Source organism: Marinifilum sp. N1E240 (assembly GCF_009295825.1).
Taxonomy (GTDB): domain Bacteria; phylum Bacteroidota; class Bacteroidia; order Bacteroidales; family Marinifilaceae; genus Marinifilum_A; species Marinifilum_A sediminis.
The window spans coordinates 326,987-345,299 of sequence record NZ_WHKF01000002.1; the positions used below are offsets into that span (position 1 = coordinate 326,987).

At 35.4% G+C, this 18,313-nt stretch carries 12 protein-coding genes; 5 read left to right on the forward strand and 7 right to left on the reverse strand.

Annotated features, from left to right (window positions below; all coding sequences use genetic code 11):
• Nucleotides 1–2: 2 nt before the first annotated feature.
• The 5 genes from GCQ56_RS06345 (at nucleotide 3) to GCQ56_RS06365 (ending at nucleotide 8,744) form a co-directional block, all read left to right on the forward strand.
• Nucleotides 3–2,009, forward strand: a complete 2,007-nt coding sequence (locus tag GCQ56_RS06345) for a glycoside hydrolase family 97 protein (RefSeq protein WP_152733580.1) — start codon at nucleotides 3–5, stop codon at nucleotides 2,007–2,009.
• A 287-nt stretch (nucleotides 2,010–2,296) separates the two neighbouring features.
• Entirely contained in the window at nucleotides 2,297–4,531 is a 2,235-nt protein-coding gene (locus tag GCQ56_RS06350; RefSeq protein WP_152733581.1) for a GH92 family glycosyl hydrolase, read from the forward strand.
• A 34-nt stretch (nucleotides 4,532–4,565) separates the two neighbouring features.
• The gene (locus GCQ56_RS06355; protein ID WP_152733582.1) at nucleotides 4,566–5,858 is read left to right on the forward strand and encodes an MFS transporter; all 1,293 of its coding nucleotides are present in this window, start codon (nucleotides 4,566–4,568) and stop codon (nucleotides 5,856–5,858) included.
• Nucleotides 5,859–5,874: 16 nt separating this feature from the next.
• Entirely contained in the window at nucleotides 5,875–7,737 is a 1,863-nt protein-coding gene (locus GCQ56_RS06360) for a sodium:solute symporter family protein (RefSeq protein ID WP_152733583.1), read from the forward strand.
• Between the two features lie 38 nt (nucleotides 7,738–7,775).
• Nucleotides 7,776–8,744, forward strand: coding sequence for a glycoside hydrolase family 130 protein (locus tag GCQ56_RS06365; protein ID WP_152733584.1), 969 nt, complete (start codon nucleotides 7,776–7,778; stop codon nucleotides 8,742–8,744).
• A gap of 363 nt (nucleotides 8,745–9,107) precedes the next feature.
• Here the strand turns inward: GCQ56_RS06365 and rlmF are convergent, their stop codons facing one another.
• The 7 genes from rlmF to GCQ56_RS06395 all read right to left on the reverse strand — a co-directional run bounded on the left by rlmF (nucleotide 9,108) and on the right by GCQ56_RS06395 (nucleotide 18,104).
• A complete protein-coding gene (rlmF, locus tag GCQ56_RS06370; protein WP_152733585.1) occupies nucleotides 9,108–10,094 on the reverse strand; it encodes a 23S rRNA (adenine(1618)-N(6))-methyltransferase RlmF in 987 nt (328 codons plus the stop codon).
• Nucleotides 10,095–10,320: 226 nt separating this feature from the next.
• Nucleotides 10,321–10,866 (reverse strand): hypothetical protein, encoded by a 546-nt coding sequence (locus GCQ56_RS06375; RefSeq protein ID WP_152733586.1) that lies wholly within the window; start codon nucleotides 10,864–10,866, stop codon nucleotides 10,321–10,323.
• Nucleotides 10,867–11,261: 395 nt separating this feature from the next.
• Entirely contained in the window at nucleotides 11,262–11,405 is a 144-nt protein-coding gene (locus GCQ56_RS20260) for a hypothetical protein (protein WP_193323726.1), read from the reverse strand.
• 320 nt (nucleotides 11,406–11,725) lie between these two features.
• Nucleotides 11,726–13,417 carry an asparagine synthase B gene (gene asnB / locus GCQ56_RS06380; RefSeq protein ID WP_152733587.1) on the reverse strand — a complete coding sequence of 564 codons (1,692 nt, stop codon included), beginning with the start codon at nucleotides 13,415–13,417 and terminating at the stop codon, nucleotides 11,726–11,728.
• Between the two features lie 169 nt (nucleotides 13,418–13,586).
• Entirely contained in the window at nucleotides 13,587–15,701 is a 2,115-nt protein-coding gene (locus tag GCQ56_RS06385; protein WP_152733588.1) for a hypothetical protein, read from the reverse strand.
• 117 nt (nucleotides 15,702–15,818) lie between these two features.
• Nucleotides 15,819–17,246 carry a TlpA family protein disulfide reductase gene (locus tag GCQ56_RS06390; protein ID WP_193323727.1) on the reverse strand — a complete coding sequence of 476 codons (1,428 nt, stop codon included), beginning with the start codon at nucleotides 17,244–17,246 and terminating at the stop codon, nucleotides 15,819–15,821.
• 123 nt (nucleotides 17,247–17,369) lie between these two features.
• Complete coding sequence (locus tag GCQ56_RS06395) at nucleotides 17,370–18,104, reverse strand: peroxiredoxin (protein ID WP_152733590.1); 735 nt, start codon at nucleotides 18,102–18,104, stop codon at nucleotides 17,370–17,372.
• Nucleotides 18,105–18,313: the final 209 nt, after the last annotated feature.

Sequence of the window (18,313 nt, forward strand, 5' to 3'; positions counted from 1 at the left end):
TTATGAATAAGGTAATAATTGCAATACTGGTATTACTATTTTTTAGTGCTTGTGGTACGATAGACCATGCAGATCTAAAATCACCTGATGGTAATATTGGTTTTGAGTTGAAAGTTAATGAGAGTGGACAAATGTATTATACTGTTCATGTTGAAAACAATGAAGCTATTACATCTTCAAGGCTGGGACTAATTTTAAAAAGTGATTCTATTTTTAGCAATGGATTAAAGATTACTGAGATCCAAAGAGAGACTAAAAATGAAGAATGGAAGCCTGTTTGGGGACCTAATCATACGATTGTGGAAAACTACAATGAAATGATAGTATCCATGAGAAATCATGATAATAAAGAATTGAATTTGTATGTTCGGTTATTTGATGATGGATTAGGGTTTAGATATGAAATACCGAAGCAGAAAGGAACTGACAGTATTAATATCATTAATGAATTAACGGAGTTCAACATTACAAATAATGGAACTGCATGGACTATTCCAGCCAATTTCGAAAGCTACGAAATGCTTTATAGAACCACTAAAATTGATGAGGTGAAGAATGCCAATACTCCTGCAACTTTTAAGACTGTTGATGGTAACTATATAAGCATTCATGAAGCCAATCTTACTGATTATGCCGGAATGACATTGAAAAATACTGGAGAAACACATTTCCAGGCGAACCTTGTGCCTTGGCCTGATGGAATTAAGGTGAAAGCAAAAGGGGCAATTATCTCTCCATGGAGAACCATTACAATTACTAAGTCGGCTGCAGGTTTGGTTGAATCCAACTTAATTCAGAATTTAAATGAACCATGTAAATTAGAGGATACCTCTTGGATTCAGCCAATGAAATACATTGGAATTTGGTGGGGAATGCATTTGGGAGTTGAAACCTGGACAATGGGACCTAAGCATGGAGCTACCACTGAGAATATGAAAAGATATATTGATTTTGCTTCAGAAAATGGAGTTCATGCAGTTTTAGCAGAAGGTTGGAATACTGGTTGGGAAAATTGGGGAAAACCCAGAGCTTTCGACCAACAAACACCTTATGCCGATTTTGATTTCGACGAATTGGTGAAATATGCAAAATCAAAGGATGTAGAATTAATAGGTCATCACGAAACAGGAGGCGATTACATTTTTTATGAAGAGTGCATGGAAGATGCCTTTGCTAAATTGCATGATAATGGAATTAGAACTTTAAAGACTGGTTATGCTGGTCCAATTCCAAATGGACACTTTCATCACGGGCAAAAAATGGTACAACATTACAGAAAGGTTGTTGAAACAGCTGCCAAATATCACTTGATGATTGATGCGCATGAACCAATAAAGGCTACAGGAATTAGTCGTACTTATCCAAACATGATGACTCGTGAAGGTGCTCGTGGAATGGAGTGGAACGGATGGAGTGAGGGAAATCTACCAGAGCATCATGTAATTTTACCATTTACCAGATGTTTGGGAGGTCCTATTGATTACACTCCTGGAACATTCGATATTCTGTACAAAAACAGAAAAGAGTACATCCAATGGAATAGTAATGACAAAGGAAATAGTCGTGTGAATACGACTCTGGCAAAACAGCTAGCACTTTGGGTTTGTTTGTACAGTCCATTGCAAATGGCTTCTGATTTGGTAAGCAATTACGAAGATCAGCCAGCATTTGAATTTTTCGAGAAACTACCGGCAGATTTTGATGAGTCGAAGGTTCTTCTTGCTGAAATTGGAGATGTTTATTCTGTAGCCAGACGAAAAGGAGACAACTGGTATATTGGAACAATCACAGATGAGAACAGTAGAAATGTGGAAATTGATTTGTCCTTTTTAAAGGATGGCAAAAAATATATGGCTAGTATTTTTGCTGATGGAAAGGATGCAAGTCTGGAAAACAATCCAACGGATATTGAAATTACGGAGTTAACTGTTGATTCTAAAAGCAAATTATCTGTAAAAATGATAGAGAGTGGAGGACAGGCAGTTGTAATTGCTCCAATTGAGAATTAATTTACCTTTTCATTTGATTAATGATTCATTTGATGGATTAATCTAAATATTAATCATCATTTAATCATAAAGGGCTTAATTTGAATTATAGATTAGAAATTAGATAACCGATCGGGAAAGAGCTTGGCTAGCGAAAATCCCGTTCGGTATGTTTTTAACAACCACGAACTCAACAAAACCTAAATTGATGAAACGAACATGAATTTTAACATTCTAAATTACATACAAGAGAATGATTAAAATTTATTGAGAGTTCCATCTGGTAAATGAATATAAATTTTAAACAGATGAAGCGCTTATTAGGAATTTCACTTCTATTTTTACTTTGTACAAATGGCTTTAGCCAATACACAGAATACGTCAATCCCTTTATTGGAACTACTAATTTTGGAACAACGAATCCTGGTGCTATAGTGCCTCGAGGAATGGTTTCAGTTACTCCGTTCAATGTTTCAGGATCCGATATCAATACTTGGGATAAAGATGCCCGATGGTGGTCTACACCATATTCCTGGGACAATACTTTTTTGACAGGTTTCTCGCATGTAAATTTGAGTGGCGTTGGTTGCCCTGATTTGGGAGTTATTCTTTTGATGCCGACAACAGGAGAGGTAAATGCAAATCACAAGGAATACGGATCAATTATGAAAAATCAGGAGGCTACTCCGGGTTATTATGCTACGGATCTTGAAAAGTATGATATTAAAACCGAATTGAGTTCTACTCTACGAAGTGGAATTAGTCGATACACTTTTCCAGAAGGGAAATCGAATATCCTTTTGAATTTGGGATTAGGATTGACAAACGAATCGGGAGCAAAAGTTCGAATTGTAAACAATCGAGAGATTGAAGGCTCTCGAATGACAGGATCCTTTTGCTATAACGATGGATCGGAAAGAACTGTTTATTTTGTTGCAAGATTTAGCAAGGAAGCTGAAGAGTTTGGAACATGGAAAAAGATGCCTGAAATGCAGGCTGAATCAGCTTGGAGTGATACGGATGGTCAATTCAAGTACTACCCAAATTTCTCTCAGGAAATGTATGGTGATGAAGTTGGAGCATTTTTCACTTTCAATACCAAAGAGCAAGAACAAATTCTTGTAGAAGTTGGTGTTTCCTATGTAAGTATTGAAAATGCAAGATTAAATTTGGAAACAGAATCGAACAATTTTGATTTTGAAAAGACAAGAACACAAGCTGAGCAGGAGTGGAATGATATACTTGGTAGAATCAAGGTAGAAGGTGGAACCGATGATCAGAAAACCATTTTCTATACTGCATTGTATCACACTCAAATTCATCCGAACATCATTAACGATGTAAATGGACAATATCCGGCAATGGAATCTTACGAGATTAAAGAAACCAAAGACTGCAATCGTTATACGGTGTTTTCATTGTGGGATACCTATCGAAATTATCATCCATTAATGGCTTTGATATATCCAAAAGAACAATTGGATATGGTTCGCTCTATGGTTGATATGTACAAAGAGAGTGCTTGGTTGCCAAAATGGGAATTGAATTCTATGGAAACTCATGTAATGGAAGGCGATCCGTCCATTCCTGTAATTGTAGATACTTATTTACGAGGATTGACTGATTTTGACGTGGAAGCTGCCTATGAAGCCATGTACAAATCGGCAACAACCGAAGGAAAGAATAACAAGCTAAGACCAGATATCGATCATTATTTGGCGGAAGGATATGTGCCAATTCGCGAGGAATTTGACAATTCAGTATCGCATGCATTGGAATATTATATTGCTGATTGGAATTTAGCACAATTCGCTAAAGCTTTGGATAAAAAAGCTGATTACAAGAAATTCTTGAATCAATCTATGGGATACAAGGAGTATTTCGATAAAGAATTCCAAATGATTCGACCTAAAATGGAGGACGGTACCTTCCTAAAGAATTTTAATCCTAAACAAGGAGAGAATTTTGAACCTTCGCCAGGATTTCATGAAGGAACAGCCTGGCAGTATACTTTCTGTGTTCCTCATGATGTTTACGGATTGAGTAAGCTAATGGGCGGAAAGCGAAATTTCGTGAACAAATTGCAGAAGGTATTCGATGAGGATTTGTTTGATATGGCAAACGAGCCTGACATTCATTACCCGTTCTTGTTTAACTATTTTAAGGGAGAAGAGTGGAGAGCACAGAAAGAGGTGCGAAATTTAATTGATACCTATTATAAGAATGCTCCTGATGGTATTCCTGGTAATGACGATTGTGGTACTTTATCTGCATGGATTGTTTATGCTATGACAGGAATGTATCCTGTTTGCCCAGGCGATATGAATTATGCTTTAACTGCTCCAGTTTTCGATAAAATCACTATTGAATTGGATCCTGAATTTCATAATGGAAAAACATTTGAAATTCTTACTCACCGTAAGAGCAAAGATGATTTGTTCATTGAAAAAATGATGATGAATGATAAGAAGCAAAACTCTTATTTCATTAATCACAAAACAATAACTGAGGGAGGGAAATTGGAATTTTTTCTTAAAAAATAAAAAACATAACATTCTAATATTAGTAATAAAATAGATGTCAAAAACGAATAAAATACAAAAACACCCAGCTACTTGGATTCCAACTGCATATTTTGCGATGGGTTTACCCTTTATTGCTATAGCTCAGGCTTCAGTGCTGATGTTTAAGAGTTTTGGAGTATCCGATTCTTTAATTGCATTTTGGACTTCACTTATCATGTTACCCTGGACATTAAAGCCGTTATGGAGTCCAATGTTAGAAATGTTTAAAACAAAAAAGCACTTTGTAGTTGCAACCCAACTTGTAACAGGCTTATCATTTGCTCTGGTGGTGATGACTTTACCATTAGATAGTTTTTTTACATATTCTATTGCTTTGTTAGCAGTTGTTGCCTTTAGTGGTGCAACACACGATATTGCTACTGACGGAGTTTACCTGAGTGTTTTATCAGGGAAAGAACAAGCAAAATATATTGGATGGCAAGGAGCTTCGTATAATTTGGCGAAAATCTTAACTGCTGGTGCTTTTGTTTATTTAGCAGGTGTTCTTGAGGAACGCTTTGGAGTACTACATGCGTGGATGGTTGTTATGGCTACCTACTCGATAATTATGATTTCGTTAGCATTGTATCATATTAAAATGTTACCATCGGGAGGAAATGCAAGCAGTGAGGTTACTTCATTCAACGAGGGATTTAAAACTTTGTGGGATGTTATCAAAACCTTTTTCCAGAAAAAATATATTGGTTGGTTTATTTGCTTCATTATTGTATATCGTTTTACCGAAGGTTTTGCTATTAAAATTGCCCCTTTGTTTTTTAAAGCAGCAATCGAAGATGGAGGTTTAGGGCTTAGTACTTCACAAATTGGACTTATTTATGGTGTCTTTGGTTCTGCAGCTTTTGTTTTGGGTTCAATTTTAGCAGGTTATTATATTTCAGCAAGAGGCTTAAAAAAATCTTTATTTACATTGGTTTGTATTTTTAATGTCCAATTTATTATTTACGCTCTATTGGCCATTTATCGCCCGGAGAGTTTATTTTTAATTGGATCAGCTGTTGTTGTTGAATATTTTGTTTATGGTTTTGGTTTTGTGGGTTTAATGCTGTTTATGATGCAACAGGTTGCTCCAGGAAAATATAAGATGGCTCACTATGCATTTGCTACTGGAATCATGAATTTGGGTATTATGATACCGGGTATGGTAAGTGGTTTTATGAGTGATTGGTTGGGTTATAAATTGTTTTTTATATGCATTCTCGTTGTTATAATTCCATCTCTTCTGGCAGCAAAATATGTCCCTTTTGTTCATTCAGAAGAAAGCGAAGCTGATGAAAATGAAAAATAAATTTTATTTTTAGTAAATGAATTTATCTACACTCGATCTATCCATAATTGTAGGATACATTATCTTAACCATTTTCATAGGTTATTTTCTTTCTAATAAAGCATCAAAAAATCTTTCCAATTACTTTTTGGGAGGAAATAAAATACCATGGTATATGCTTGGAATTTCCAATGCATCAGGCATGTTCGACATTACTGGAACCATGTGGACGGTTACCATTTTGTTTGTTTATGGTTTAAAATCGGTTTGGATTCCCTGGCTTTGGCCCGTTTGGAATCAAATTTTTTTAATGATGTTCCTGGCAGTTTGGCTGCGAAGGTCGAATGTAATGACAGGTGCCGAATGGTTAAAAACCAGATTTGGAAATGATAGAGGATCACAATTATCACATTTAATAGTAGTACTGTTTGCGATTGTCAGTGTTATTGGATTCATCACCTACGGATTTGTTGGCGTTGGTAAATTTGCTCAAACATTTTTCCCTTGGGATTTAAAAACTCAAATTTCAGGATTAATAATTAGTTCTGAACACATGTATGCCATTGTAATAATGGGTATAACAACACTTTATGTGATTAAGGGAGGAATGTATTCAGTTGTATTTACCGAGGTACTTCAATTCCTGATTATGACCATTGCCTGTATTCTAGTTGGTGTAATTGCGATTTCATTGGTAACACCCGAACAGGTGACAGCAGCTATTCCTGCAGGTTGGAAAGATGTTTTCTTTGGCTGGAACCTGGATCTGAATTGGGATCATATTATACCAGCAGTTAACAACAAGATTGATACAGATGGATATTCACTATTCTCGGTATTAATGATGATGATGATTTTTAAAGGAATGTTGGTAAGTATAGCTGGTCCTGTTCCGAGTTATGATATGCAACGAATTTTATCAACTGAAACTCCAAAGGATGCTGCGAAGATGAGTGGTATTGTTTCCTTGGTATTGTTTATTCCTCGTTATTTAATGATAGCTGGTTTAGCAGTTTTGGCACTGGTTTATTTGGCGCCAGAGTTTAATAAAATGGGCGATAATATCGATTTTGAAATGGTATTGCCTTATGCCTTAAATAATTTCATCCCAACAGGAGCCAAAGGATTATTACTTGCAGGTTTAGTTGCAGCATTCATGTCAACATTTGCAGCAAATGTAAATGCTGGTCCGGCTTATATTGTTAATGATATTTACAAGAAGTTTATCAATCCGAATGCATCGCAAAAAAAATACATTAGAATGTCTTATTTGGCATCTTTTGCTGTAGTTGCAATAGGTATTTTCTTTGGTTTTTTTGCTGAAAGTATCGATACTGTAATGAAATGGTTGGTAGGTGCTTTATTTGGAGGATACACAGCATCGAATTTATTGAAATGGGTTTGGTGGAGATTTAACGGATATGGTTACTTCTCGGGAATGGTAGCAGGTTTGTTAGCTTCTCTAATTGCACCCTTGGTTTTTTCTGAAGTATCACCAATATATGCTTTCCCATTTATTTTCTTGTTTGCATTTGCGGCATCAATAATTGGAAGTTTGGTAACCAAACCTGAGCCCGATGAGGTGTTGATAAAATTCTACGATAGTGTTCGCCCTTGGGGTTTTTGGAAGCCTGTTTATCTGAAATTGAAAGAACAGAAACCAGAAGCTAAACCAAATAACAATTTTTGGAGAGATATGATGAACTGTACCATTGGTACGGGGTGGCAGATGATGCTGGTATTGATACCAATATTTCTTGTAATTGGTGAGTACATGTCCATGACTTGGGTGATTTTAATATTTATTGTATCAAGTATAGTACTGTATTTTACCTGGTACAAGAAATTGGAAGATTATCCTTTAGATTACAAGTTGCCAATTAAGGAAAATAAAGAATAAAAAGAGATTGAAAAAATAAAAGATATAAACGAAATAAGATGACTAGTAAAGCTAATATGCCTTGGGAAGACAGACCGAAAGGTTCTGCAGATGTGATGTGGAGATATTCTCAGAATCCTGTAATAGGGAGGTATGATATTCCATCATCTAACAGTATTTTTAACAGTGCTGTTGTGCCTTTTGAAGATGGTTTTGCAGGTGTTTTCCGTTGCGATAACAAAGCGGTTCAAATGAATATTTTTGCCGGTTTTAGTAAGGATGGAATTAACTGGGAAATCAATCATGAGCCGATTGAAATGGAAGCTGGTAACACCGAGATGATTGAATCGGATTACAAATACGATCCTCGTGTTTGTTGGATTGAAGATCGCTATTGGATTACTTGGTGTAATGGTTACCACGGACCAACAATTGGAATCGCTTATACTTACGATTTTAAAACTTTTCATCAGTGCGAAAATGCCTTTTTGCCTTTTAACAGAAATGGTGTTTTATTTCCGGAGAAAATTGATGGAAAGTATGCAATGCTGAGTCGTCCTAGTGATAATGGTCATACTCCTTTTGGTGATATTTACGTTTCCTATAGTCCTGACATGAAATATTGGGGAGAGCATCGTTGTGTAATGAAAGTATCCGATTTTACGGATAGTGCATGGCAGTGTACTAAAATTGGTGCGGGATCTGTACCTATTCGCACCAAGGAAGGTTGGTTGATGTTTTATCACGGAGTAATTAATACTTGCAATGGATTCCGTTATTCAATGGGAGCGGCGCTTCTCGATCTTGAAAATCCGGATAAGGTATTGTATCGCTCAAAACCATATTTATTGGCTCCAGCGGCTCCTTACGAGCTAATGGGTGATGTTCCGAATGTGGTTTTCCCATGTGCTGCACTTAACGAAGAAAATAAAGTAGCAGTTTACTACGGAGCAGCCGATACGGTTGTTGGTATGAGCTTTGGTTACATGGATGAAATCATCGATTTTATAAAGAAGAATTCATTATAGTTAAGATAGATTAGTTGAATAAAAAAGGATGAAGCCAAGTGGTTTCATCCTTTTTTTATAGAGGTATGATCCCATACAATAAATATCTACTAGGTGTAGTTGCTTTGAGCGTGTTTTGTCAGCCTGCCGTAAGGCGTGTTACTTGGTAAAAATAAAGATTTAACAAGGATCAGGCTGACTTGATTCTTTTGTTTACTTTTCTCATCTAAGGAGAAAAGTAAAAGCCATACGGCTTGAGTAAATAGAAAATTACTCAGCACAGTGAGAAAATCAGAATATCTTTACTAATACGCTTTAGGGGATATTGTTATTTACTCTAAAAAGAAAGGTTTCACAAAATAGTGAAACCTTTTATAATATAAATTAGTCCTTTTTCTTTGGCTTCACATTCCACCTTGTGTTTTTCCATTCCTGTTGTTCTTCTTTTGTTAGGAATGTCCAGGCAACAATTCTACTTGTTTTATTTCCTTGCCCCATCGGAATGGTTTCTACTTTAACCGCATTTACATCTTTAAGTGCTTGGTATACCTTTTTTAGGTTAGATTCCTTCGAGATTAAACTTGAAAACCAGAAACACGATTTTGCAAATTTCTTACTCTGATTAACCATATTTCTAACAAATCTGGTTTCTCCACCATCGCACCACAATTCATTGCTCTGACCTGCAAAATTCAGGCTTGGTTGGCTTACCTTTTCGGATGATAGGTTTCTTGTTTTTCTCATGGTTCCTTCCAAGGCATCTTTTGCAGAGGCATGAAACGGAGGATTACAAATAGATATATCTACCAATCCACCTTTTGGAATTACACCATAGAAAAAGTCTTTAGGATTTTCCTGTAGAATACACTTCACTTTTCCTTTCAAAGATTCATTCGAGTTGACAATATTTTCTGCTGATTTTAAGGCAATAGGATCAATATCGGCACCAATAAAGGACCAGGCGTATTCACTTGTTCCAATAATAGGATAAATACAATTTGCCCCAACACCAATGTCTAAACAAGTAATTTTATCTCCTGTTGGTATTTTCCCGTAATTGTTCTGGCGCAACAAATCGGCAATGTGATGAATGTAATCTGCTCTTCCAGGAATAGGAGGGCACAGATAGTTTTCAGGAATATCCCATGTGCTTAGTCCGTAAAAATGGATTAAGATTGCCTTGTTTAGCATTTTAACAGCATCAGGATTTGCGAAGTCTATCGACTCATCCTCATACTTATTTAATATCACAAAAGGCTTTAATTCGGGACAGCTTTCCACCAACTTTTTCAAATCGTATCGTTCACGATTTTTATTTCTTTCGTGCAATCTCGACTTTACTTTAGGATGTTTTTTCTTCTTATCTAGCATGGATTGTAATCTCTTATTTGAATCCGCTAAATTAGAACATTAATGGCAGAAAATCGCTTTTCTTTTGTTTTTGAAGTTGTGTTTTTTAGGCAGTATCAATTTAAGAAGCTTTGTTAAACTCAAAATAAGGTCTCAAATTAATTTCTGTCCGGTAAATGTTTATAACAATCTTTTAGATATCTTTTTTCTACTTGTGATTGCTTTAATAATTCAATTATTTTAATCACTAAGCAAAAATAAAGAAGTAAAAAGAAGTTAATGTAAAAGGCAAACTAAGCAACGTGAGTATTATGAAGTTTTTCATACTTGAAGGTTGGTTCTCTTCACAGTATTGAGGATTTTCTTCCTTCATTTTCTTTTTAATAAAAGCAGTGAAGGTATCATCAGCCATTATTCTTTTTTGAGATTGGGTGGGTATAAAACAAATTCTCTTAGTATCTCCCGACTTTTGATCAAAATACTTAATGGTCATGAACCAAGGACCTGCCAAATCGAATTTGGAAACATATTTGATTTCAGAATACGGAATTAATTTTCTTTCGCGACCTTTAATTAATAAGCCCTTATCAGATGTAGAAATACTTTTTAATCTGAATGGTATTTGTATAAAAAAAATAGAGAGCCATATTAACATTATTCCAAATGCAATTCTAACACCATCTGGTGCTTCACCTACAAAATTGTGTACTAGAAAGGAGGCACCAAAACCAAAAACAAATAAAAGTGGAAAAAAATATTTAAAGAAAACGGTTTGTTTCGAGCTTGCGTACATAAGTTTAGGTTTTATAGGTTTATAATTTGGCGTAGGATATAAAGTTATATTTTTATTATTGATAAGCTTCATTTATGCAGATGAAAAATACATAATTAGGAAAATAATTAATTTCTATTTGATTACTGGAGAGGAATTAATAGGTAAAGTTTATGATTTGATTCTTTATTTTTAATTATCAATAATTTTTTAGCCAAATACCTAAAACTTTTAGTCCTAATCAAGCATCGAAGTGCGATGAACTGTGCCTGTTTTAGGTAATTTATTAAAATTTTTAACTGTAAGTGTGTTTTTACCCTCGATTGATGTGCCTGTACCCATGAAATTCGTGCCTCGAGGCTTGATTTTCGAGTCTTTACCTATGAAAATCAAAGCTCGAGCTATGATTATCAATCCTAAACGGATGATTTGCATTCTTCTACACTTGAAATCGATGCTTCTTTTAAAGATTCTTTGGTTTTACTCTTGATTTTCGAGCCTTTACCTATGAAAATCAAAGCTAAAGGCATGATTTTCAATCCTAGACCTATGTTGAACATTCTTCCAAACTTGAAATTGATGTCTTTTTTTAAGATTTCTGTATTTGACCTTTAATCTTTAAGTCTCGACTTATGAATTTCATACTTTTTTAAGTGCAGAGTATAGGGCAATTTAATTTGAGGGTATCACTTTATGTGATGCTCTCAGCTGGCACAAGAAACAACAAATTGATACACTCACTTAAAGTGAGAGCATCAAACAAAACAGGAGCATCAAAATCAAAAGCCACTACTGACAATCATTCGGTTTGCTATTTAGACCATCAAAAAAAGAGGCTCCCCAAATGGAAAGCCTCTTGCTAAATGTATAAATGAAATATTTATTCAGTTACCTTATTCTTTTTCTCCTCGTATGCATCGTTATGGACGGTATTTACTGCACGTCCCGAAGGATCGGCATTGTTTTGGAATGAAGCATCCCAAGCCAGAGCCTCAGCAGTACTACAAGCAATTGATGGGATAGAAGGAACGCAAGCTGCAGCGGTATCCGAAGGGAAATGCTCCGAGAAGATCACACGGTAGTAGTATTCCTCTTTCGACATAGGAGGATTAACCGGGAATCGGAATGCGGCGTTAGCCAATTGCTCATCAGAAATTTCAGTATTGGCAATCTCTTTCAAAGTATCAATCCAATTGTAACCAACACCATCAGAGAATTGTTCTTTTTGTCTCCAAGCAACTTCTTCAGGTAAATAATTTTCAAAAGCTTTACGAATCACCCACTTTTCCATTTTTCCATCCTTTGCCATTTTATCCTCAGGATTAATTCTCATGGCAATATCAAGGAACTCCTTATCCAGGAATGGAACACGACTTTCAACTCCCCAGGAAGCCATAGACTTATTGGAACGCAGGCAATCGAACAGGTGAAGTTTATCTAATTTTCGTAAACATTCGGTATGAAATTCTTTAGCATTTGGAGCCTTATGAAAATACAAATATCCGCCAAACATTTCGTCGGCACCTTCGCCCGAAAGAACCATTTTAATTCCCATCGATTTGATCACACGAGCCATCATATACATTGGAGTAGAAGCACGAACGGTGGTTACGTCGTAGGTTTCCAAATGATAAATTACATCGCGAATGGCATCTAAACCTTCCTGTACTGTAAATGTAACTTCGTGGTGAACGGTCTCGATATAATCAGCAACTTTTCGTGAAGCAGCCAAATCGGGAGATCCTTCCAACCCAATTGCAAAAGAGTGCAACTGTGGATACCAGGCATCTTGCTGATCACCTGATTCTACACGTTTTGCTGCATATTTTTTAGCAATGGCAGAAATTACCGATGAATCCAATCCTCCAGAAAGTAAAACACCATAAGGAACATCAGACATCAACTGACGATGCACTGCATCTTCCAATCCCTTACGAAGAGCCTCCATATCTGTCGTATTGTCTTTTACTTTCTCGTAATCCATCCAATCACGCTGATACCACTCTTTCACTTCACCATCCTTACTATACAAGAACTTACCCGGAAGAAATTCTTCAATCTTGTTGCAGTATCCTTCCAAAGCCTTTAATTCTGAAGCCACATAGAAGTTACCATGTTGATCCCACCCTTGATACAAGGGAATAATTCCCATGTGATCGCGACCTATTAAATAGCAATCGTTTTTTTTGTCGTAAAGTGCAAAGGCAAAAATCCCATTCAATTCGTCAATAAAATCAATTCCTTTTTTATCATACAAGGCAAGGATAACTTCGCAATCAGATTTGGTTAAGAACTCATAGGATCCGTTCATCTGATTTCGAATGTCCATGTGATTATAGATTTCACCATTTACAGCCAGTGCCAAATTACCATCCTTGCTGTACAAAGGTTGTCCTCCCGACTGAGGATCTACAATCGATAGTCTCTCGTGAGACAATATTGCTTTTTCATCACAAAATACTCCTGACCAATCTGGTCCGCGGTGACGAATTTTCTTAGACATTTCCAAGACCTGAGGGCGTAGCTCTTGTGCGTCTACCTTCAAATCAAAAACTCCTACGAATCCACACATAAAAAATCTGTTTAATAGTTACTTAATAAGCTCCGAATTTAGTTCGGAGCTTGGTTAATTTTGGTTTATAATCTGAAAATACAATTTTCATTTTATAATCTACCATGTTTTCAGTGTGTTATCGTTTGCGAAACGGGAAAATAATTATTTCAATAATAAAATGAAGATTTTACCACTCAATTTCTAATTGTTTACCCTTAGGTGAATTTTTGAAATGAATTAGGAGAGTTTGACTCTTTTTATTCCATTTACCAATTACTGTTTCACCATCAATTTTAATCAGCCTTGGTTCTTTTGGAAGATAAATTTGGGCGATACCATTTACCCCTTCAGGTCCTTTTAGCGTGCAATTATATGAAGATTTAGTATTGCTCTCCTGAGTTGCTCTTGCAGATCCTGCAAGCAGTCTGCTGGGTTGAGAGTTTGCCTTATTTAAATCGAAAAGGTAAGCTGCTTCTCCTGGTGCCAGATCTCTTGATTCTATGATTTCTAATTTTGATGAGAATAAATCGATGTAGTGACCCCTTATTTTCAAAGGAGTGCTGTCTACACTTTCAGTCATGGTATAAATTATTCGATAAGCACCACGTTGCAAATCGAAATGATTTTTCTCATGCCATTCTGATTTTCTCTTTTTAGAGTTCCAAACATTTTTCACAATTTGAATGATTTCTGCATCATTATCCTCCAAAATAAAATCTTTAGGATTCTTTTTGATATATAAGAATTGTCCTTTGCCGAGTTGCTGATTCTCATAAGTATCTTCGGCATTTAAGTCCTTTAAAAGGTGCTCTAGAGGAGAACTGAATCCTTCCTTATTCCACCATTGATTGCTATTGTTGAAAACATCTTTATTGGTCCCGAAATAAATCAGACTACCTCCATTATTCACCCAGTTTGCAATGGTTTTATGATATTCTTTCGACAAAGGTTTCAGGTTTTCATAGGATAACAAAAGCAGTTCTGTATCATCTAAAGCCTCTGAGTTTACCATATTTTCAATAAACTTTACCTTAGCAGGAACACCATGCTTTACCAATGGAAGTGCCATACCATAAAAATTAGCAATTCTAGGGTCGGAATAATTATCCTTTTTCCAAGGCGTTTGAAATTGGATAGTATTTGAAATGGCAACAGTTATTCCTTTCGTTCCATTTACCAATTCATCCGATTTTTCGAAATGATTTAAAGAGTTTACCTCAATCAATACTTGTGTTGCATAATCTTTAGGCATTACAGTTTTCCCTCCACTTTCCGAAGGGTATTTAGCATCGAAAATTCTTGATGGCCATGGCATCACTTCGTATTGATTCACTTGTGGAAAAAGTAATTGGGCTACAAAATTTTTCTGATAATTCTCTCTATAGTCAGTCCATGTATGGTTTGGATCATCTTCAATAGGATCAGTTAAAAAGATCATTTCCTTACTATTCTGATCGGTTAGAGCCAATAGACTGGTATATTCTAAAAATGCATTTTCGAAAGTGCGTTCGGCATATTTACCTTTGTAATAAATTGGAGTGCGAGCAGTTCCTGTCCAAACCTGTCCAATATAACCATCGATACTTTCAATCTTATTAAATTCAATCTCGGGACTAATGATATTCCAAAGACTGTAATTTAAAATAGAGTGGGTAGGAACATAGCATTTAATATCAGGATTTAAATTTTTCGCGTATTTATACAGCTCTTCTATGTGTTTTTTATAGAGTTGAGTTTTTAGAATTCCTGTTCTCAACATGTTCTCAGGAGACGAATGCTGATCTTGCCAAGGCTGATTGAAAAAATGATTCCATTCTGATTTAAAAGCCTCACTATAGCCACCTCTGGTAAATATCTCAGGTTCTTCGATATAAAATCCTTTGGTTCCAGCATCTAGAGCTGTTTTTATAAACGATTTAAAATAATTGGTGTAAGCTTTATTAGGAATGAAGTAGGGGATATGAGCTCCGTGTAAAACATCTTCTCCATTTTTTGTTTTCTGAATGATTTCAGGATGAGGCTGTCCATCGAAATCGCCATTCAATAAATCTTTGTTCTCTCCCCAGGATGCGCTAAACATGCTATGAGTTTCGTATCCACGATCTTTCCATGTTTTGGCTTTTATTTGGTAATTATTTGTATTTCCATACACCATCACCACATCTGAGTTGATGTCAATTTCTGGTCGCCAATCCGAAGAAGTTTGAAAATAAGTTTTGTTAATTTTTGAATTTTGTTTTTTCTGTGTAGTACACGCAGATAGTAAAGCCAGGCAACAAATTGCCAATTGATAGATTCTCATCTATTTGAAATTAAATGTTATAATTTTGGCTTTTGGAAGGAGTGTAAATATAATAGTATTCGAATAGATCTACAAATTAGGTTAAAAAGAAAAGGACACTGAAAAGTGTCCTTTGTGCTAATTTTCTTTTAATTTGTTATCGAGAAATGTTTTCAAATTGTCAACATCTAATCTTTTTGCAATAATCTTTTTATCCTTATCAAGTAAATAGATGATAGGAGTACTGTACACATCGTAATAGATTCGGAAATTGGTTTGAAATTGAGGGTCGTAACAGTTGATAAAATCGTATAATTCGTAGCTATCAATTGCTTCTGCCCATAGTTCTTTTTGATCCTGAGTGCATACAGCAAAAACCTTTATTCCTTTATCTTTGTACTTATCAAGAATTTCTGTTTTTAAACGGGGAGTTACTTTTTTGCAATGACCACAATCTGGTTCCCAAAAATAAAGAACTGTGTATTTGGCATCAACTTCGTGAAGACGAACAAATTCTCCTTCGGGCGATTCCATCAATAAATCTTGCGATTTCATACCCAGCAAATTGAATTGTGTTTTAATTACTTTCTCACGAATTTGTGCCATTAAAGTTGAATCAGCCCAACTAGCTTGTCCGCTCAAGTAGTATTTCTTTGCCAACTTTACAAAAGCTGCATCCATTCCCATAATCTTACTTTTTACTGCATAGTTTAAGGAGTATTGGGTTAGGTATTGAAAAAAGATACTATCCGATTTAGCTTGTTCAATAATCTTAACGGATTCTTTAACGATACTATCTGGACTTTGAACCAATATCTTCTCATAAAAGAATTGCAATTTGTTCTTTAAAATAGGTGTTCTCAAAAAGCGATTATCAGCAAAGTTTACATGATCGAAGTAATGATCTTTATTGTATAAATAAGATTTGCGTTGGATTTCCTTTTCTCTGTTTGGTGTCGATTCAGGAATATCTTTTGAGAAATCGGGAACCTTAGGAGAAAGTGTAAAGTTTGCAAAGAGGCTAACAAATGAGTTTGGATAATCAAGTTTTAATTGATTGATGTATTGATGTACTGCTATATCAGCATCTTTATAGGCTTTCTTGTATTTTTCTTTTGCAGCATCATTATTCCCTGCTTTTTTATATTCTTCCTGTAATTGCTTCGATTTTGCATTTTGCGATTTCATAAAAACTTGAAAATTATGAAATGCATTGGTTTCTTCGGCATCTTTAATTTTGATACTACCAATAAAGTCTTTAGGATCAGCTGATATGGAAAATATTTGATCTTGTCCGATTAGTAAATCAAAATATTTCTGACTTGGTAAATAAATTACATAAATACCTTGTTCAAGTACTTTATCTTTAGAAAAAGTTCCTGCACCATTAATCAATTGAGTGGTGTCATCAGCAAAAATTCTACCATCGAAATAATGAGCCAAATAGGCTGATGAATCCATACAATTCTCTAATTGAATAGAGATATTATAACTTTGTGCAGTAATTTTATCTGAAGCGCAAAGGCTGACAATCAGAAAAGTAAGAGATATAAAAATATGTTTCATTATAAAATTGCAATTGATAAGCATAATATTCCGGGGAAATTACAAAACTTTTTTGAATTACACTCTTCTCTTAACGATTCCCTAACAAAAGAAAAGGCTGCCAGAATTGACAGCCTCTTAAAATTAATGAGCTACAGGTTCTTTTTTTAATATTGTATTGAGAATATCTTCTTTACTTAGTTTTTTAGTGCAGAAGAACCAATCGTAACAGTGTACATCTTCGTCGGCATTTTCCATTCTGGTTTTGGCAACACCACATGAACCTGCAGGTGGAACAATTACCTCTTCACCTGGTTGCCAATCGGCTGGGGTAGCAACTGAGAATTTATCTGCGGTTTGCAGAGCAATTAATACTCTGTAAATTTCATCGAAGTTTCTACCTAAACTTAACGGATAGTAGATAATGGTTCTGATAATTCCGTGTGGATCTATAAAAAATACGGCTCTTACTGCTTTTGTACTGTCTTCGCCAGGTTGTATCATTCCATATTTATTGGCAACATCCATTTTAATGTCTTCAATTAATGGAAACTGAACTTCGATATCTTTCATTCCCTTGTATTCAATTTTCTCTTTAATGGTTCTTAACCAGGCAATATGACTGTACAAACCATCTACCGATAAACCAACCAACTCACAATTGGCTTCATTAAATTGATTTTCCATTTTTGAGAAGGTCATGAACTCTGAAGTACAAACTGGTGTAAAATCTGCAGGATGACTGAAAAGGATTACCCACCTTCCTCGATAATCATTTGGGAAGTGAATGTCACCTTGAGTGGTTATTGCTCTAAATTCCGGAGCTTTATCTCCAATTCTAGGCATAGAAACTTTACTTAGTTCTCTGTTTTCTTCCATGGCTTAAAGTTTGTGTTTATTGATTATTCTTGATTTTGGAATCAGGTTTGGATTCAGAGAAATCCAATTGTTAGGTTTCGTTTGTTGAAACCATAGGGAGTACAGATGCTATTTATCTGCCGAAGTATATTAAAGTTACTTCATTGACGCACCTATGTCAAGCAAAAAACACTGGAAAAACTTTATTTTAAATGAGTTTTATTAAAGAG